Raw genomic sequence first — 17548 nt, 5'->3', positions numbered from 1 at the left:
TCCCAAGAACGAAGAAGTGAGAGCAGGAACGACATGGCGGAGCTGACGATCTCGTCGGACGAGATCCGCAGTGCGATCGAGAAGTACGTCTCGAGCTACTCCCCGGAGGTCAGCCGGGAAGAGGTCGGTACCGTCTCCGAGACCTACGACGGCATCGCCATCGTCGAGGGCCTTCCGGGCGTGATGACCAACGAGCTGCTCGAGTTCCCCGGCGGCGTCCTCGGCGTCGCGCTGAACCTCGAGGTCCGCAACATCGGTGCGGTCATCCTCGGTGACTTCGACAAGATCGAAGAGGGCCAGGAGGTCCGCCGGACGGGCAAGGTCCTCTCCGTTCCGGTCGGCGACGGCTTCCTCGGTCGCGTCGTCAACCCGCTGGGCCAGCCCATCGACGGTCTCGGTGACATCGTCGCGGACGACACCCGCGCCCTGGAGCTGCAGGCCGCCTCCGTGCTGGAGCGCCAGCCGGTGTCCGAGCCGATGCAGACCGGCATCAAGGCCATCGACGCGATGACCCCGATCGGTCGCGGTCAGCGTCAGCTGATCATCGGCGACCGCAAGACCGGCAAGACCGCGGTCTGCATCGACACGATCATCAACCAGAAGAAGGCCTGGGAGTCGGGCGACCCGAAGCAGCAGGTCCGCTGCGTCTACGTCGCCATCGGCCAGAAGGGCTCCACCATCGCGGGCGTCAAGACCGCGCTGGAGGAGGCGGGCGCACTCGAGTACACCACGATCGTCGCCGCCCCCGCTTCTGACTCGGCCGGCTTCAAGTGGCTGGCGCCCTACACCGGCTCCGCCATCGGCCAGCACTGGATGTACCAGGGCAAGCACGTCCTGATCATCTTCGACGACCTGACCAAGCAGGCGGAGGCGTACCGCGCCATCTCGCTGCTGCTGCGCCGCCCGCCGGGCCGCGAGGCCTACCCCGGCGACGTCTTCTACTTGCACTCGCGCCTCCTCGAGCGTTGCGCGAAGCTGTCGGACGAGCTCGGCGGCGGTTCGATGACGGGTCTGCCGATCATCGAGACCAAGGCGAACGACGTGTCGGCCTACATCCCGACCAACGTCATCTCGATCACCGACGGTCAGTGCTTCCTCGAGTCCGACCTGTTCAACGCCGGTGTCCGCCCGGCCGTCAACGTGGGTATCTCCGTCTCCCGCGTCGGTGGCGCCGCGCAGATCAAGGCGATGAAGGACGTCGCGGGCTCGCTGCGTCTCGACCTGTCGCAGTTCCGCGAGCTGGAGGCCTTCTCCGCGTTCGCGTCCGACCTCGACGCCGCCTCGCGCGCCCAGCTCGACCGCGGTGCCCGTCTGGTCGAGCTGCTCAAGCAGGGCCAGTACTCGCCGGTCCCCGTCGAGGAGCAGGTCGTCGAGATCTTCGCCGCGACCAAGGGTCACCTGGACGACGTGCCCGTCGCCGACATCCGCCGCTTCGTCGCGGACTTCAAGGACTCGCTGCGCCGCAACCACGCGGACCTGCTGAGCAGCATCGTCGAGACCAAGAAGTTCCCGGAGGACGCGCAGAACCGCGTTGCCGCCGCCGTGACCGAGTTCAAGAAGCAGTTCACCGCTTCGGACGGCACGACGATCGTCAACGAGGCGCCCGAGAAGGCGATGGACGCCGACAAGGTCGCCCAGGAATCGGTGAAGCTCCACAAGCCCGAGCCCACCAAGAAGTGATCTGAGCCATGGGCGCACAGATTCGGGAGCTCCGCCAGCGGATCCGAACGGTCAACTCGACCAAGAAGATCACGAAGGCCTACGAGCTCATCGCCACGTCTCGCCTCGCCAAGGCGCAGACCAGGGTCGCGGCCTCGCGCCCCTACGCGGACGAGATCACGAACGTGCTCTCCGCGTTGGCCGAGGCCTCGGCGAACCTCGACCACCCGCTGCTCACGGTTCGCAAGAACCCGAAGCGCGCCGCTGTCCTGGTCGTGACCAGCGACAAGGGCATGTGCGGTGGCTACAACGCCAACGTGCTCAAGGCCGCAGAGCAGCTCATCGAGCTGCTCAAGTCCGAGGGCAAGGAGCCGGTGCTGTACGCGACCGGCCGCAAGGCGATCGGGTACTACAACTTCCGCCGCCGCGAGGTCACCGCCTCGTGGAGCGGGTTCTCCCAGACTCCCCACTACGTCAACGCCGTCGAGGCGGGCGACGCGCTGGTGGAGGCGTTCCTGGAGGGCACGGAGAACGGTGCGCAGGGCGTGGACGAGATCCACGTCGTGTACACCGAGTTCAAGTCCATGCTGAGCCAGACGCCGACCGCCAGGCGGATCGCGCCGATGGACGTCGAGTACACCGGTGAGGCCCCCCAGGGCCCGCGTGCGGTGTACGACTTCGAGCCCAGCGCCGAGGCGCTGCTCGGCGCGATGCTGCCCAAGTACGTGAAGACCCGCCTGTTCTCCGCCATGCTGGAGGCGGCGGCTTCGGAGTCGGCGGCTCGTCGTACGGCCATGAAGGCCGCGACGGACAACGCGACGGAGCTGGTCCGGAACCTCAGCCGGGCGGCGAACTCGGCCCGTCAGGCCCAGATCACCCAGGAGATCAGCGAGATCGTCGGTGGCGCCTCCGCGCTTACCGGTGGCGCAGGAAGTGATGAGTGACATGAGTGCTACTGCCACCACCACCCGCACCGGCCGTGTGGTCCGGGTGATCGGTGCGGTCGTCGACGTGGAGTTCCCGCGCGACGCCGTGCCGGAGCTGTTCAACGCTTGCCACACGGAGATCACCTTCGAGGCGGTCGCCAAGACGCTGACCCTCGAGGTCGCGCAGCACCTCGGCGACAACCTGGTCCGCTGCATCTCGATGCAGCCGACCGACGGCCTCGTCCGCGGCGCCACCGTCACCGACACCGGTGCCGCGATCTCGGTGCCGGTCGGCGACGTCGTCAAGGGCCACGTCTTCAACGCCCTCGGTGACTGCCTCGACTCGCCCGGCCTCGGCCGCGACGGCGAGCAGTGGGGCATCCACCGCAAGGCGCCCGCCTTCGACCAGCTCGAGGGCAAGACCGAGATCCTCGAGACCGGCATCAAGGTCATCGACCTGCTCACCCCGTACGTCAAGGGCGGCAAGATCGGCCTGTTCGGCGGCGCGGGTGTCGGCAAGACGGTGCTCATCCAGGAGATGATCACCCGTATCGCGCGTGAGTTCTCCGGCACGTCGGTGTTCGCCGGCGTCGGTGAGCGCACCCGTGAGGGCACCGACCTGCTGCTCGAGATGGAAGAGATGGGTGTTCTCGGGGACACCGCTCTCGTCTTCGGTCAGATGGACGAGCCGCCCGGCACGCGCATGCGCGTCGCGCTGTCCGCTCTCACGATGGCGGAGTACTTCCGCGACGTGCAGAACCAGGACGTGCTGCTCTTCATCGACAACATCTTCCGCTTCACCCAGGCCGGTTCCGAGGTGTCGACCCTGCTGGGCCGCATGCCTTCCGCCGTGGGTTACCAGCCGACGCTGGCCGACGAGATGGGTGAGCTCCAGGAGCGCATCACCTCGACGCGCGGTAAGTCGATCACCTCGCTGCAGGCCATCTACGTGCCCGCGGACGACTACACCGACCCCGCCCCGGCGACCACCTTCGCCCACCTGGACGCGACGACGGAGCTCTCCCGTCCGATCTCCCAGAAGGGCATCTACCCGGCCGTCGACCCGCTGTCGTCGTCGTCTCGGATCCTCGAGCCGTCGATCGTCGGCGAGGAGCACTACCGGGTCGCCCAGGAGGTGAAGCGAATCCTGCAGAAGTACAAGGAGCTGCAGGACATCATCGCCATCCTCGGTATGGACGAGCTCTCCGAGGAGGACAAGGTCCTCGTCGGTCGCGCGCGCCGTCTCGAGCGCTTCCTCGGCCAGAACTTCATCGTGGCCGAGAAGTTCACCGGTCAGCCCGGTTCGTTCGTGCCGATCAAGGACACGATCGAGGCGTTCGACCGCGTCTGCAAGGGCGAGTTCGACCACTACCCGGAGCAGGCGTTCTTCTCCTGCGGCGGGTTGGACGACGTCGAGGCCAACGCCAAGAAGCTGGCCGGCAACTGAGTCCACTGCTGTTCTCCGAGGGCCGTTCCTCCTTTGTGGAGGGACGGCCCTCCGGTTTTCCGGGTTGTTCCGGCACCTCCCGCCCCGTGAACCGAGCCTGAGCGGGCTCGCCCCGCGCCGCGGCAGGAGCCAGCTCGGTCTTCCGTTCAGCGGAAACCGGCCTCCCCGGTGTGCGGCCTCACGCCTCACCATGCTCGGCAACCGTCCCCTCGCCGAGGAGGAGAGCGCGCGTGAACAAATGGGTGTTGCCGCTGTGCTGGACCGCGGTCCTGCTCGACGGGTTCGACCTCGTGGTGCTCGGCACGGTGATCCCCGTGCTGTTGCAGGAGCGGGTGCTCACCACGGCGAGCGCCAGTGCGGTGTCCACCGCCGGTCTGGTCGGGATGATGCTCGGGGCGCTGGTCATCGGGACCATCACCGACGTCATCGGGCGGCGCAAGGTGATGATCTTCGCGGTGGCCGGGTTCTCGGCGTTCACGCTGGCCTGTGCGTTCGCGCAGGACGCGGCGGTGTTCGGAGTCCTGCGGTTCCTCGCCGGGCTGGGGCTCGGCGGGTGCCTGCCCACGGCCATCGCCCTGGTCAACGAGGCGCGGCCGCGGCAGGGCGGGCGGGCCACCACGCTGATCATGACCGGGTACCACGTCGGCGCGGTCATCACGGCGTTGCTCGGGATCGTGCTGATCCCGGACCTCGGGTGGCGGTCGTTGTTCGTGGCCGGGGCGTTGCCCGCGCTGGTGCTGGTGCCGCTGATGGTCAAGCACCTGCCGGAGACGGTGGCGCGCAGGGCTCCCGCGCGGGAGGCGGTCGGGTCGCTGTTCAAGCCCGGGCTGCGCAGGGCCACCCTCGCGTTCTGGGTGGCGTCGTTCATGGGGCTGCTGCTCGTGTACGGGCTCAACACGTGGTTGCCGCAGATCATGCGCAGCGCCGGGTACGAGCTCGGCACCGCGCTCGCGCTCCTGCTGACGCTCAACATCGGTGCCGTGGCCGGGCTGCTGATCGCCGGCGCGGTGGCGGACCGGATCGGCATCAGGCCGGCGGGCATCGGGTGGTTCGCGGGGGCGGTGGTGTTCCTGGCGCTGCTCAGCGTCAAGCTGCCGGGGGCCGGCGTCTACGTGGCCGTGTTCCTCGCCGGCTGTTTCGTCTTCAGCGCGCAGGTGCTGGTCTACGCGTACGCGGGGCGCGTCTACGAGGAGAACCGCGCCACGGGCATCGGGTGGGCCGCGGGTATCGGGCGGCTGGGCGCCATCAGCGGGCCCTTGCTCGGTGGGGCGCTGCTGACGGCCGGGCTCGCGCATCCGTGGGGGTTCTACGCGTTCGCCGTGGTGGCGGCGCTGGGAGCGGTCGCGGTGACCGCTGTCGGGCCGCGCGCGAAATCAGTCGTGCCGCACACCGGGTGATGGCACTGTCGGGTCATGTCCCGACATGCGCCGTACGACGATCCGGGAACGCCTGACCTCCGATCGCCCTGGCGGTACCTGTGGTGGCTGGTGAGCGTGCAGCGCCGCCGGGTCCTCGCCGGGGCGTGGTGGGGATCGCTGTGGATGTGCGGGCTGGTCCTGCCGCCGTACCTCATCGCCAGGGCCGTCGAGGACGGTCTGCGGGGCGGGGACCGCGGGGCGCTGGTGTGGTGGTGCGCCGCGCTGGTCGTGGTGGTGGGGCTGCTGGCGCTCCTGGGGGTCGCGCGGCACCGCACGATGACGCTGGTGCGGACGGACGCCGCGCTGCGGACGGCGCAGGTGGTGATCGAGCACGTCACGCGGCTCGGTGGGGTGGTGCGGCGCAAGCTGTCCACCGGGGAGCTGACCTACCTGCAGAACGGGGACACCCAGCGCCTCGCGCACGCGCTCACCAGCGCCGGTCCCGGGGTCGGGGCGGTGATCGCGTACGCGGTGACGGCGGTGTTGCTGGTGCGGATCTCGCCGCTCGTCGCCTCGGTGGTGCTGCTCGGCGTCCCGGTGCTGGCGGTGGTCACCGGGCCGGTGATGCGCCGGCTGCACGCCGTGGAGGCCGGCTACCGGCGCGGTCAGGGCGAGCTGAGCTCGCGGGCGGGGGACGTCGTGGCCGGGCTGAAGGTGCTGTCGGGCATCGGCGGCAAGCCCGCGTTCGAGGAGCGCTTCCGCGTGCAGTCGCGCGAGGTGCTGCACGACGGTTACCGGGTGTCGGTCTGGCTGAGCTGGGTGCAGGCGCTGACGTGGGGACTGCCGGCGTTGTTCCTCGCGGTCGTCACGTGGATCGTGGCGCGGCTGGCGGTGAGCGGTGCCATCTCGATCGAGGAGATGATCGCGGTCTACCTGTACGTCACGACGCTGGTGGTGCCCGTCAGCTTCTTCATGGAGGGCGCGGACGCGATCCCGCGCGCGTTGGTGTCGGCACGACGGGTCGTGGACCTCCTCCGGCTGCAACCGGACCGGGGCGACACCGGCGCCGAGCCCTTGGACGTCAAGAGCGGCGCGCTGACGGTGGTGGTCTGCTCGAGCACGGCGCGGGCGCGCGAAGCGGTGGAACGGGTGCCGGGGCAGGTGGTCGTGGCCGACAACGACGACTACCTGTTCGCCGGTTCGGTGCGCGACGCCGTGTCGGTCGCCGAGCACGACGACGCCGCGCTGGACCGGGCGATCCGGGCGGCCGCCGCGGCCGACGTCGTGGAGGCGCTGCCGGACGGGCTGGACTCGCACCTGGAGTCGCAGGGCCGCAACGTGTCCGGCGGCCAGCGGCAACGGCTCCGGCTCGTCAGGGCGTTGCTGAGCGATCCGGAGGTGCTGGTGCTCGTGGAACCGACGTCGGCGCTCGACGCGGTGACCGAGGCGGCCGTGGCCGGGCGGGTGAAGCGGGCCCGGCTGGGGCGGACCACGGTGGTCGTGTCCTCGTCGCCGCTGTGGGCGGGGCAGGCGGACCAGGTCGTGCACCTGGAGGAGAACCGGTGAACCGGCTGCCGATCGCGGACCGGCGCGCGGTGCGGCAGGCGGCCGGGCGGCTCCTGCGCGGCGAACGACGCGCGCTCGCCGTGGTCCTGCTGCTCACCGCGCTGACGGCGCTGGCGGGGCTGGTCGGGCCGTACCTGCTCGGCAAGATCGTCAGCGGGGTGCAGGGCGGCACCCTGACCGTGTCCACTGTGGACTTGTTCGCGCTGGGCGTGCTCGGCGCCGCGGTAGCGCATCTGCTGTTGGTGCGCTACAGCGCCTTGCAGACCGCGCGGCTCGGCGAACGGTTCCTGGCGTCGTTGCGCGAACAGGCAGTGAGCCGGTCGCTCGCGTTGCCCGCCAGGGTGGTGGATCGGCTGAGCACCGGCGACCTGCTCACCCGCGTCACCGGCGACGTGGGCGTCGTCGGTCAGGCGCTGCGGGACAGCGTGCCGGAGGTGCTCACGGGCGTGGTGCACCTCGTGGTCGTGCTGGCCGCCACGTTCCTGCTGGACCCGGTGCTCGGCCTGGCCGCACTCGCCGGGATGCCGTTCGTCGCGTGGGTCCTCCGCTGGTACCTCGCGCGGGCGCGCGACGCGTACCTGGCCGAGAGCGCGGCCAACGGCGACGTCGCGGAGATCTCCGCCGCCGTCGGCGAGGGCAGCCGGACGATCGAGACGTACGGGTTGCGGGACCGGCTGGTGGCGACCGCGCACGCCTCGATCGCGCGGTTGTACGGGGCGCGGGTGCGGACGTTGCGGCTGAGGAGCGTCCTGTTCCCGGTCGTCAGCTTCGTCAGCGCGGTGCCGACCGCGCTGGTGCTGCTCGCCGGCGGGCTGATCTACGCGACCGACGGCGCTCGGGTCGAGGTCGTCGTCACCGGCAGCCTCTACGTGTGGCGGCTCATCGAGCCGTTGGAACGCATCATGCTGTGGGTTGAGTTCCTGCAACGTGGTGCCGCGTCGTTTGCGCGGGTCGAAGGCATCGGTGCCGATGTCGAACCCGTCCCCGCCGCACGTGAGCCGGAGGACGACCGCATCGAGGTGCGCGGAGTCCGCTACTCCTACGTGGACGGACATGAGGTGCTGCACGGCGTCGACCTCGTGGTGCAGCCGGGAGAACGGCTCGCGGTCGTCGGGGTGTCCGGTGCGGGCAAGTCGACGCTGGGCAGGCTGATCGCGGGCGTCGACCGGCCGTCGTCGGGATCGGTGTGCGTCGGCGGTGTGCCGGTGGCGGAGCTCGCGGCGGCGGGCGACCGGCGGATCGTGCTGGTGACGCAGGAGCACCACGTGTTCATCGGCACGCTGCGGGAGAACCTGGCGCTGGCCGCGCCGGACGCCCCGGACCAGCGGCTCGTCGAAGCGCTGCGCACCGTGGACGCGCACTGGTTCGACGACCTGGCGGACGGGCTGGACACCCGGCTCGGCGCGGGCGGCCTGGAGCTCGATCCCGCGCAGGCGCAACAGCTCGCGCTCGCCAGGGTCGAGGTCGCCGACCCGCACACGCTGGTGCTGGACGAGGCGACGTCCTCGCTGGACCCCGCCACGGCCAGGCACGCCGAGCGCGCGATCGCGGCCGTGCGGGGGAGTCGCACGGTGATCGCGATCGCGCACCGGTTGCAGACCGCGCGTGACGCTGACCGGATCGCGGTCGTCGACGCGGGCCGCGTCGTGGAGCTGGGACCCCACGACGACCTGGTGGCCAGGAACGGCACCTACGCGACGCTCTGGCGCTCCTGGCACGGCGGTTAGGGCAGTGGCACGACGGTGGACGAGTCGCCCTGCCGCACCGCCACCTCCCTGGTGCCCGCGGGAGCCAGCCACGCGTGGGGGCGTTCCTGCGGGCCGATGACGGCCCCGAAGTACACGACGATCGTGCCCTGGCCGTCCGGCAGCGGCACCACCACCGGTGTGCCCCGCGAGAGCCCGCCGCCGCGCAGGGGTGCGCTGAACGCGCCGCTGGGCTGGTAGAGCGCGCCGTACAGCTCGCCGGACGACTCGAACACCTCGGCGTACCGGCCGTCGGGCAACCACGCGCACACGCGCCACTCGCCGACCGCGCTCCAGGCGACCCCGTAGTCCAGCAGCGCGAGCCGCCGCAGGTCGTCCTCCGGCGACGGTGGCCGTTCCGGCGGCCACCGCACCCCGGGAGGGGGGTCCGACGCGCACTGCCGAGTCGACCAGCCGAGGCCGGGATGGGCCACGTACGCGGTGTCCGGCCGCTGATCACCCCTGGCGCGCAACGGTTCCCGCGTGAAGTCATCGGACGCCGGAGGTGTGCCGCCGCGGACGAACACCGGCAGCTCGGACTGCTTCGCGACGACCACCGCGGCCCCGCCGGGCTCCATCTCGGCCCGCTGCCAGGTGCGCGTCAGGCGGTTCCCGGGACCCCGGACCGGGTTCACCGACCAGTACACCTCCTCGCCCAGGCCCAGCACGACGTGGGTCGACCTCTCCTTCCCGAGCTGGAAGAGCCCGACCTCCCGGCCGTGGTCGACCTCGCGCTCCACCACGTTGCCGCCGGACACGAGGCCGACCACGGTGCGCGCTTCCGGCGCGCCGTTCATCCGCACCGCCTGCGCCACCAGCGCGGCCGGGCCGTTCGGCGTGTTCGCGGCCCAGAAGACGTTCGCCGGAGCGGTGAAGTCGGTCACCTGCTCGGTCCACCGCCAGGCCTGCCGCTGCCCGTTGTTCCACGTGGCCAGTGCCTGCGCGAGGAAGTCCCGGTCGCCAGCCAGGTCACCGGTCGGCGCGGCGGTCAGCCGGTGGTCGCCCGTGTCCGGTGGGCCGGCGGCGGTGGGCGTCAGCACCACGCCTGTCGTCACTCCTCCGAGCAGCGCCACCGCGGCGGTGACCACCACCAGCTTGCGCGTGTGCCGTCGTCGTGCCCCCGCCATCACGTCCCCCACGAATCCCGGTCGCACGTCGAGCTCCGCCGTGGCGGTCTCCATCGCCTGCTTCAGTTCCACGTCAGCACCTGCTCACCCATCAGCTCCCGCATGCGGGCGAGGCCGCGCGAGGTCTGGCTCTTCACCGTGCCGACGCCGCAGCCGAGCGCGCGGGCGGTCTCGGCCTCGCTGAGGTCGTCGAAGAACCTCAGCACCAGAACGGCCCGCATCTTCTTCGGCAGCAGCGCCAACGCGCGCACCACGCTGTCGGCGTCCACGACCTGTTGCTCGTGACCTTTCGTCGTCGGTACCTCCACGTCGCCCATCGGCGCCTCCGGCTTGCGGGAACGCCGTCGCCAGCGGTTCGCCGCCGCGTTGGCCAGCGCTGCGCGGGCGTACGCTTCAGGAGAGGTTCTGATGCGGCGCCACTTGCCGTACATGTTCATGAGGACGTCCTGCAGAATGTCCTCAGCGGCGCCTTTGTCGCCGCCGCACAGCAGGTAGGCGGTGCGCAGCAACGCCTGCGAGCGCAACGCCACGAAGTCCTCGAAGTCCTGCATGTCCCCCCTTCGGCGGTTGTCGAAAGGTACTGACACCGGGCGGGGCGGCAAGGTTGTCAGGCGACCGTTTAGACTCAGTTCGACTCCAGACGACGAGGGAGATACGCGTGGCCGAGATGACCGTTGAACTGGTCGCCGTTGAACGCCGCCTGTGGTCCGGGAAGGCCACCTCTGTTTCGGCGCAGACGACCGAGGGCGAGATCGGCATCCTGCCCGGTCACGAGCCCGTTCTCGGCCAGCTGGTCGAAGGCGGTGTGGTGCGGGTCCGCACGACGGACGGTGACCTCGTCACCGCCGCGGTGCACGGTGGCTTCCTCTCCGTGACCGGCACGGGGGTCTCGATCCTCGCCGAGGACGCGGAGCTCGCCGGCGAGATCGACGTGAACGAGGCGCGGTCGGCGCTGCAGGACTCGGACGACGCCGAGCGCGCACGTGCGGCAGCGCGCGTGCGGGCCGTGGAACAGTCGGCCTGAGACCGGGCGCGAGGGCGCAGTCGTGGGGATCACCGAAACCGCCGGCCTGATCCTTCTCGTGGTGGCGATCGTCATCGCCTGCTTCGCCTGGCGCCGCATCCGGCTGCTGCGTGAGGGTGGCGTGCACGTCGCGCTGCGCAGTCAGTTCGACGATCGTGGTCGTGGCTGGCACCTGGGCGTGGGGCACTACCGGGGCGACTCGTTCGCCTGGTTCCGGGTGCTCTCGCTCGGGTCGGGGCCCGACCAGCTCATCTCGCGGGACGGGCTCGAGATCGACGCGCGCCGTGAGCCGACGGGGCCGGAGGCGTACGCCATGCCGGCCGGAGCCACGGTGCTGCGGTGCCGCATCCCGTCGGGCGAGGTCGAGATGGCGATGGGCCCCGACGCGCTGACGGGCTTCCTGTCCTGGCTGGAGTCGGCGCCTCCCGGCCGCTCCATCCCCTGGGCTTCCTGAGCACGACGAAGGGCGCGTTCCCGACGGGAACGCGCCCTTCGCGCTCGGCTCAGGCGTTCTCGCCCGGCTGCCAGAGCACGTCGCCGTCCGGGTTCGCGACGCGGGCGAGGATGAACAGCAGGTCCGAGAGCCTGTTCAGGTACTTCGCCGTGAGCGCGTTCGTCCGCTCGGCGTCGGCCTCGACCAACGCCCACGCCCGCCGTTCCGCGCGCCGGGCGATCGTGCGCGCCTGGTGCAGCAGGGCGGCGCCGGGCGTGCCGCCGTTGAGGATGAACGAGTCGAGCTTGCCCAGCCGCTCGTTGAACGAGTCGCAGTAGCCCTCGAGCCGGTCGACGTACGCCTGGGTCACGCGCAGCGGCGGGTACTTCGGGTCCGGCACGATCGGCGTGCAGAGGTCGGCCCCGACGTCGAAGAGGTCGTTCTGCACCTTGCGCACGACGTCGTGGACGTCCGGGGCCAGCTCTCCCAGCGCCAGTGCCACGCCGAGCGACGCGTTGGTCTCGTCGACGTCCGCGTACGCCTCGATGCGGGGATCGGTCTTCGGGACGCGGGAGAAGTCGCCGAGCCCGGTCGTGCCGTCGTCGCCGACCCGTGTGTAGATCTTGGTGAGATGCACCGCCATGCGTGCACTTTATGGCCCGTACGTAGGATTGCCGCGTGAGCGAGCATTTCCGGGTACACGGTGGCGCACGTCTGGTCGGCGAGGTCGATGTCGTCGGTGCGAAGAACAGCGTCCTGAAGCTGATGGCGGCGGCCCTGCTCGCTGAGGGCACCACGACCATCACCAACTGCCCGGACATCCTCGACGTGCCGCTGATGGCGGACGCGTTGCGCAGTCTCGGGTGTGAGGTCGAGCTCGACGGTGACGTGGCGCGGATCACCACTCCCGCCGAGCTGAGCTACCACGCCGACTCCGAGGCGATGGGCAAGCTGCGCGCGTCGATCTGCGTGCTGGGGCCGCTGGTCGGCCGCTGCAAGCGCGCGGTCGTGGCGCTGCCGGGCGGTGACGCGATCGGCTCGCGGCCGCTGGACATGCACCAGAGCGGGCTGGAGAAGCTCGGCGCCAAGACCTGGATCGAGCACGGCTGCATCGTCGCCGAGGCCGAGGGCCTGCACGGCGCGCAGATCTGGCTCGACTTCCCGAGCATGGGCGCCACCGAGAACATCCTGATGGCGGCCGTGCTGGCCAACGGCACCACGGTCATCGACAACGCCGCGCGTGAGCCCGAGATCATCGACCTCTGCCTGATGCTGACCCAGATGGGCGCGAAGGTCGAGGGCGCGGGCACGTCCACGCTCACCGTGCACGGCGTCGAGGAGCTCAAGCCCACCGAGCACCGCGTCATCGGCGACCGGATCGTCGGCGCCACGTGGGGCTTCGCGGCCGCCATGACGCGCGGCGACGTGCGGGTGCGCGGCGTGAACCCGCACCACCTCGACCTGGTGCTCGAGAAGCTGCGGATGGCGGGCGCCGAGGTGACCGTCTACGAGGGCGAGGACGAGGGCTTCCGGGTCGTCATGGAGGGCCGCCCGAAGGCCGTCGACTTCGTGACGCTGCCGTACCCCGGCTTCGCCACGGACAACCAGCCGTTCGCGATCGCGCTGTCCGCGGTCTCCGAGGGCACCTCGATGATCACCGAGAACCTGTTCGAGGCGCGGTTCCGCTTCATCGACGAGATGATCAGGCTGGGCGCCGACGCGCGCACGGACGGTCACCACGCGGTGATCCGCGGCGTCGAGAAGCTGTCCAGCGCGCCGGTCTGGGCTTCGGACATCCGCGCCGGGGCCGGGCTGGTCCTGGCCGGTCTGTGCGCCGACGGGGCCACCGAGGTCTACGAGATCTTCCACATCGAGCGCGGTTACCCTGGGTTCGTGGAAAACCTCCGCAAGCTCGGCGCCGACGTGGAGCGCGTCAGCTCCTAGGTCTTGAGCACCAGCCGCGCGTTCGCGACGTCCCCCGGGAACACCATCACCCGGTAAGGCGCGTTCCGCGAACGCGTGGCCCGGACCCCGTTCGCCCTCAACTTCCGCACCAGCACGTTCGCCGCCTCCTCGGTGGGCACGAGCGCGACCTCGCTGAGCAACCCGAAGTCGGTGCCGTCCAGATCCGGCACAGGCCGCTTGTCGTTGCCCACGAAGTACCGCAACAACAGCGCCAGCAGGCCGAGCACGCCGAAGACGACCACGGTCTGGTAGATCCCCGTCACCTCCTCATCATGCTCTTTCTGGTCTCGATTCAGTGAGCAAGCGCACGCGCAGCACGGGTTACCGGCCAGTACGCTCCGATGAACGACGATGTGGGAGGTTGCTGTGCCGTACCCAGCTGACCGGGAACGCGACCGCCCCTGGGTGATGCGCACGTACGCGGGTCACTCCTCGGCCGCGGCTTCCAACGCCCTCTACCGCCGGAACCTCGCGAAGGGGCAGACCGGCCTGTCCGTCGCTTTCGACCTGCCGACGCAGACCGGCTACGACCCCGACGACGAGCTCGCGAAGGGCGAGGTCGGCAAGGTCGGCGTGCCGATCAGCCACATCGGCGACATGCGGCAGCTCTTCGACCAGATCCCGCTCGCCGGCGCCAACACCTCGATGACGATCAACGCGACGGCCATGTGGCTGCTCGCGCTCTACGTCACGGTGGCCGAGGAGCAGGGCGCGGACCCGTCGGCGCTGGCCGGCACGACGCAGAACGACATCATCAAGGAGTACCTGTCCCGCGGCACGTACGTGTTCCCGCCGGGACCGTCGCTGCGGCTGATCACCGACATGGTCGCGTGGACCGTGTCGAACGTGCCGAAGTGGAACCCGATCAACATCTGCAGCTACCACCTCCAGGAGGTCGGCGCGACGCCGGCGCAGGAGGTCGCGTACGCGATGTGCACGGCGATCGCCGTGCTGGACTCGGTGCGCGACAGCGGTCAGGTGCCGGCCGAGAAGTTCGGTGACGTGGTCGCGCGGATCTCCTTCTTCGTGAACGCCGGTGTGCGGTTCATCGAAGAGATGTGCAAGATGCGGGCGTTCGCCCAGTTGTGGGACGAGATCACGCGCGAGCGCTACGGCGTCGAAGACCCGAAGCACCGCCGGTTCCGCTACGGCGTGCAGGTCAACTCGCTCGGGCTCACCGAGGCGCAGCCGGAGAACAACGTCCAGCGCATCGTGCTGGAGATGCTCGCGGTGTCGTTGTCCCGCAACGCTCGTGCGCGCGCCATCCAGCTCCCGGCGTGGAACGAGGCACTCGGCCTGCCGCGTCCGTGGGACCAGCAGTGGGCGTTGCGCATGCAGCAGGTGCTTGCCTACGAGACGGACTTGCTGGAGTACGAGGACATCTTCGACGGCTCGCCGGTGATCGAGGCGAAGGTGGACGAGATCCTCGCCGGTGCGCGGGAGGAGATCGACCGCGTGCAGGCGATGGGCGGTGCCGTCGCGGCCGTCGAGTCCGGCTACATGAAGTCGCAGCTCGTCTCGTCGCTCGCCGAACGGCGTCGTCGCGTCGAGTCCGGCGAGGAGGTCGTGGTCGGCGTCAACAAGTTCGACACCACCGAGCCGTCGCCGTTGCAGGCCGAGGGCGCGAACGCGATCGAGACCATCGACCCGATCGTCGAGATGCACGCCGTCGAGGCGATCCAGCAGTGGCGCGCTTCCCGGGACAACGCCGCGGTGGAGGCGTCCTTGGACGCTTTGCGCGAAGCGGCGAAGACCGGCCAGAACCTCGTCGAGGTGACGCTGGCGTGTGCGCGCGCTGGTGTGACGACGGGCGAGTGGTCGCAGGCGTTGCGCGAGACGTTCGGCGAATACCGTGCGCCGACCGGGGTCTCCGGCGCCTCGGCCACCGGCGAGGCCGGCTCGGAGATCGCCCGCGTGCGCGACCGGGTGCGCGGCACCGGCGAGGAGATCGGCGAGCGGCTGCGGATGCTGGTCGGCAAGCCGGGCCTCGACGGGCACTCCAACGGCGCCGAGCAGGTCGCCGTGCGGGCCCGCGACGTCGGCTTCGAGGTCGTCTACCAGGGCATCCGCCTGACGCCGTCGCAGATCGTGGCCGCGGCCGTGCAGGAGGACGTGCACGTCGTCGGCCTCTCGATCCTGTCCGGCTCGCACCTCGAGGTCGTGCCCGCGGTGGTCGACGGGCTGCGCGCGGCCGGTGCCGGGGACATCCCGGTGATCGTCGGCGGCATCATCCCGCCGGACGACGCCCGGAAGCTGCGCGATCGTGGCGTCGCACGGGTGTTCACGCCGAAGGACTACGAGCTGACGGAGATCATGGACGAGATCGTCACCGTGATCCGCGAGGTGCACTCGCTGCGGTAGGGCTCTAGATTCGCGGGATGGTCGATGTCACGCGTGCCGGCTCGGTGGTCCGGATCACGATGAACCGGGTGGCCCGGCGCAACGCCCTGTCCGCGGAGCACCTCGCGGAGTTGCTGGAAGCGTTCCGCGAGGCCGGTTCGTCGGACGCGGCCGGCATCGTGCTGGCCGCCGAGGGACCGGTTTTCTCGGCGGGGCACGACTTCGCGGACGTGCACGCCCGTGACGAAGAGGGCGTGCGGCTGCTGCTGGAGCTGTGCACGGTGCTGATGAAAACCATCCAGGCCGTGCCCCAGGTGGTGATCGCGCGAGTGCAGGGGCTGGCGACGGCGGCCGGCTGCCAGCTCGTGGCGTCGTGCGACCTCGCGGTCGCCGCGGACACGGCCGGGTTCTCGTTGCCGGGTGGCAAGGCGGGGTGGTTCTGCCACACGCCCGCGGTGCCCGTGGCGCGGTCGATCGGACGCAAGCGGCTGATGGAGCTGGTGCTCACCGGTGACGTGATCGACGCGGCGACGGCGGTCGAGTGGGGGCTGGTCAACCGCGCGGTGCCGCTCGACGAGCTGGACACCGCCACCGACGACCTGCTGGCGCGGGCGACGCGCGGGAGCAGGGCGTCGAAGGCGGTGGGCAAGCAGACGATCTACGCGCAGCTCGACCGGCCGGAGGCCGAGGCGTACGAGATCGCGCTGGCCGTCATGGCCCAGACCTCGCAGTCCCCGTCCGCGAAGGAGGGCCGGGCGTCGTTCCTGGAGAAGCGGCCGCCCGTGTGGCCGGACTAGGTGAGCTTCCAGGAACTCGCCGATCACGGTTTCCACGCTGTTCCCGTGCGGCGTCTTGTACCTGGGTGCGGCACACCCGGGGGAAGGGTGTCCTGGTTGGCGGCGTCCTCACGGACGATCGTCGTAGCCATGAGCAAAGTGGTGCTGATCAGTGGAGCTTCGAGCGGTATCGGTGAGGCCACGGCCAGGGTGCTGGCCGCGGCAGGGCACCGGGTGTTCCTCGGTGCCCGGCGGGAGGACCGGCTGGCCGCGCTGGCCGAGGAGGTCGGTGGCGCCTACGCGCCGTTGGACGTGACCTCGCGGGAGTCGTTCCAGTCCTTCGCCGACGCGGCCGTCGACCGGTTCGGACGCGTCGACGTGCTGGTGAACAACGCGGGCGTGATGCCGTTGTCACTCATGGACTCCCTCAAGGTCGACGAGTGGGATCGCATGGTGGACGTGAACATCAAGGGCGTGCTGAACGGTCTTGCCGCCGTGCTGCCTCGTTTCACCGACGGCGGGCACGTCGTGAACGTCGCCTCGATCGGTGCGCACATGGTCATGCCCACCGCCGCGGTCTACTGCGCGACCAAGCACGCGGTGTGGGCGTTGTCCGAAGGGCTGCGGCAGGAGCGCGAAGACCTGCGGGTCACCGTGATCTCGCCCGGTGTCACGCAGTCCGAGCTGGCGGACACCATCACCGAGGACTACGCGGCGTCGTTGATGCGGGACTACCGCAAGCTCGCGCTGCCCGCCTCGGCGATCGGTGACGCCATCGCGTACGCGATCTCGCAGCCCGCGGAGGTCGACGTCAACGAGATCGTGGTGCGGCCGGTCTCGCAGCGCTAGGTGTACTGACTCGTGACGTTGTTGACGTCTAGGCGGTCAGTCGGGTGATGGGTGGCTGGCCGCCGAGGGCGGTGTGGGCGCGTTGGGTGTTGTAGTTGTGGACCCAGCCGGGCAGGGCGGCCAGGCGGTGGGTGTTGCCGGTCCAGGCGTGGGCGTAGGCGAACTCGGTTTGCAGGGTGCGGTTGAAGCGTTCGGCTTTGCCGTTGGTCCAGGGGCAGCGGGGTTTGGTGAAGCGGCGGCGGACGCCCAGTGCGACGCAGACCGCTCGCCAGGTGCTGCCGACGCGATAGACCTTGGCGTTGTCGGTGAGCACCCGCAGCACTGTGACTCCGT

At 70.3% G+C, this 17548-nt stretch carries 17 protein-coding genes; 12 read left to right on the top strand and 5 right to left on the bottom strand.

Features of this window, described 5'->3' with window-relative positions; all coding sequences use genetic code 11:
* Window positions 1-33 precede the first annotated feature (33 nt).
* The 6 genes from atpA (at window position 34) to BMW88_RS19990 (ending at window position 8683) form a co-directional block, all read left to right on the top strand.
* Window positions 34-1680, top strand: coding sequence for a F0F1 ATP synthase subunit alpha (gene atpA / locus BMW88_RS20015; RefSeq protein WP_089952777.1), 1647 nt, complete (start codon window positions 34-36; stop codon window positions 1678-1680).
* Window positions 1681-1688: 8 nt separating this feature from the next.
* The gene (locus BMW88_RS20010; RefSeq protein ID WP_089952774.1) at window positions 1689-2603 is read left to right on the top strand and encodes a F0F1 ATP synthase subunit gamma; all 915 of its coding nucleotides are present in this window, start codon (window positions 1689-1691) and stop codon (window positions 2601-2603) included.
* Window positions 2596-4032: a F0F1 ATP synthase subunit beta gene (gene atpD / locus BMW88_RS20005; protein ID WP_218148147.1), complete on the top strand. Its 1437-nt coding sequence runs from the start codon at window positions 2596-2598 to the stop codon at window positions 4030-4032. The genes BMW88_RS20010 and atpD overlap by 8 nt, the downstream gene beginning before the upstream one ends.
* 230 nt (window positions 4033-4262) lie before the next feature.
* Window positions 4263-5429, top strand: a complete 1167-nt coding sequence (locus BMW88_RS20000; protein ID WP_089952770.1) for an MFS transporter — start codon at window positions 4263-4265, stop codon at window positions 5427-5429.
* 15 nt (window positions 5430-5444) lie between these two features.
* Window positions 5445-6956 (top strand): ABC transporter transmembrane domain-containing protein, encoded by a 1512-nt coding sequence (locus tag BMW88_RS19995; protein WP_089952768.1) that lies wholly within the window; start codon window positions 5445-5447, stop codon window positions 6954-6956.
* Window positions 6953-8683, top strand: a complete 1731-nt coding sequence (locus BMW88_RS19990; RefSeq protein ID WP_089952766.1) for an ABC transporter ATP-binding protein — start codon at window positions 6953-6955, stop codon at window positions 8681-8683. The genes BMW88_RS19995 and BMW88_RS19990 overlap by 4 nt, the downstream gene beginning before the upstream one ends.
* Here the strand turns inward: BMW88_RS19990 and BMW88_RS19985 are convergent.
* Together BMW88_RS19985 and BMW88_RS19980 are read right to left on the bottom strand one after the other, a co-directional pair.
* Window positions 8680-9900, bottom strand: a complete 1221-nt coding sequence (locus BMW88_RS19985) for a hypothetical protein (RefSeq protein ID WP_089952764.1) — start codon at window positions 9898-9900, stop codon at window positions 8680-8682. The two genes, BMW88_RS19990 and BMW88_RS19985, sit on opposite strands and share 4 nt — an antisense overlap.
* On the bottom strand, window positions 9891-10379 hold the full coding sequence (locus BMW88_RS19980; protein ID WP_089952762.1) for a SigE family RNA polymerase sigma factor: 489 nt from the start codon (window positions 10377-10379) through the stop codon (window positions 9891-9893). Before BMW88_RS19980 ends, BMW88_RS19985 begins: the two co-directional genes overlap by 10 nt.
* A gap of 107 nt (window positions 10380-10486) precedes the next feature.
* On the opposite strand from BMW88_RS19980, the gene BMW88_RS19975 reads away from it, so the two are divergent.
* Together BMW88_RS19975 and BMW88_RS19970 are read left to right on the top strand one after the other, a co-directional pair.
* Entirely contained in the window at window positions 10487-10852 is a 366-nt protein-coding gene (locus BMW88_RS19975; RefSeq protein WP_089952760.1) for a F0F1 ATP synthase subunit epsilon, read from the top strand.
* Between the two features lie 22 nt (window positions 10853-10874).
* On the top strand, window positions 10875-11306 hold the full coding sequence (locus BMW88_RS19970; RefSeq protein ID WP_089952757.1) for a DUF2550 domain-containing protein: 432 nt from the start codon (window positions 10875-10877) through the stop codon (window positions 11304-11306).
* 49 nt (window positions 11307-11355) lie between these two features.
* Here BMW88_RS19970 and BMW88_RS19965 read toward each other — a convergent pair whose 3' ends face one another.
* Window positions 11356-11928 carry a cob(I)yrinic acid a,c-diamide adenosyltransferase gene (locus BMW88_RS19965; RefSeq protein ID WP_089952755.1) on the bottom strand — a complete coding sequence of 191 codons (573 nt, stop codon included), beginning with the start codon at window positions 11926-11928 and terminating at the stop codon, window positions 11356-11358.
* Between the two features lie 35 nt (window positions 11929-11963).
* On the opposite strand from BMW88_RS19965, the gene murA reads away from it, so the two are divergent.
* Window positions 11964-13229 (top strand): UDP-N-acetylglucosamine 1-carboxyvinyltransferase, encoded by a 1266-nt coding sequence (gene murA, locus BMW88_RS19960; protein WP_089952753.1) that lies wholly within the window; start codon window positions 11964-11966, stop codon window positions 13227-13229.
* On the opposite strand, the gene BMW88_RS19955 is transcribed toward murA, so the two are convergent.
* Window positions 13226-13513 carry a hypothetical protein gene (locus BMW88_RS19955; protein ID WP_089952750.1) on the bottom strand — a complete coding sequence of 96 codons (288 nt, stop codon included), beginning with the start codon at window positions 13511-13513 and terminating at the stop codon, window positions 13226-13228. The genes murA and BMW88_RS19955 overlap by 4 nt on opposite strands.
* A 103-nt stretch (window positions 13514-13616) precedes the next feature.
* Here BMW88_RS19955 and BMW88_RS19950 point away from each other — a divergent pair, with 103 nt between their 5' ends.
* The 3 genes from BMW88_RS19950 (at window position 13617) to BMW88_RS19940 (ending at window position 17215) form a co-directional block, all read left to right on the top strand.
* The gene (locus BMW88_RS19950) at window positions 13617-15611 is read left to right on the top strand and encodes a protein meaA (RefSeq protein WP_089952748.1); all 1995 of its coding nucleotides are present in this window, start codon (window positions 13617-13619) and stop codon (window positions 15609-15611) included.
* A 17-nt stretch (window positions 15612-15628) separates the two neighbouring features.
* Window positions 15629-16387, top strand: a complete 759-nt coding sequence (locus tag BMW88_RS19945; protein ID WP_089952745.1) for an enoyl-CoA hydratase-related protein — start codon at window positions 15629-15631, stop codon at window positions 16385-16387.
* A gap of 129 nt (window positions 16388-16516) precedes the next feature.
* On the top strand, window positions 16517-17215 hold the full coding sequence (locus tag BMW88_RS19940) for an SDR family oxidoreductase (RefSeq protein WP_089952743.1): 699 nt from the start codon (window positions 16517-16519) through the stop codon (window positions 17213-17215).
* A 28-nt stretch (window positions 17216-17243) separates the two neighbouring features.
* On the opposite strand, the gene BMW88_RS19935 is transcribed toward BMW88_RS19940, so the two are convergent.
* Window positions 17244-17548, bottom strand: a 305-nt coding sequence (locus tag BMW88_RS19935; protein ID WP_143116159.1) for an integrase core domain-containing protein, incomplete at its 5' end; no start/stop codon positions are given.

The organism is Lentzea xinjiangensis, assembly GCF_900110955.1.
GTDB classification, from domain to species: domain Bacteria; phylum Actinomycetota; class Actinomycetes; order Mycobacteriales; family Pseudonocardiaceae; genus Lentzea; species Lentzea xinjiangensis.
This window is presented reverse-complemented; position numbering and strand designations above follow the sequence as displayed.

Bases quoted from the DNA above. Each gene is read 5' to 3' on its own strand.
- BMW88_RS20010 (WP_089952774.1), top strand. From the start codon at position 1,689: ATGGGCGCACAGATTCGGGAGCTCCGCCAGCGGATCCGAACGGTCAAC.
- BMW88_RS19965 (WP_089952755.1), bottom strand. From the start codon at position 11,928: ATGGCGGTGCATCTCACCAAGATCTACACACGGGTCGGCGACGACGGC.
- BMW88_RS19945 (WP_089952745.1), top strand. From the start codon at position 15,629: ATGGTCGATGTCACGCGTGCCGGCTCGGTGGTCCGGATCACGATGAAC.
- BMW88_RS19940 (WP_089952743.1), top strand. From the start codon at position 16,517: ATGAGCAAAGTGGTGCTGATCAGTGGAGCTTCGAGCGGTATCGGTGAG.
- atpD (WP_218148147.1), top strand. From the start codon at position 2,596: ATGAGTGACATGAGTGCTACTGCCACCACCACCCGCACCGGCCGTGTG.
- atpA (WP_089952777.1), top strand. From the start codon at position 34: ATGGCGGAGCTGACGATCTCGTCGGACGAGATCCGCAGTGCGATCGAG.
- BMW88_RS19995 (WP_089952768.1), top strand. From the start codon at position 5,445: ATGTCCCGACATGCGCCGTACGACGATCCGGGAACGCCTGACCTCCGA.
- BMW88_RS19980 (WP_089952762.1), bottom strand. From the start codon at position 10,379: ATGCAGGACTTCGAGGACTTCGTGGCGTTGCGCTCGCAGGCGTTGCTG.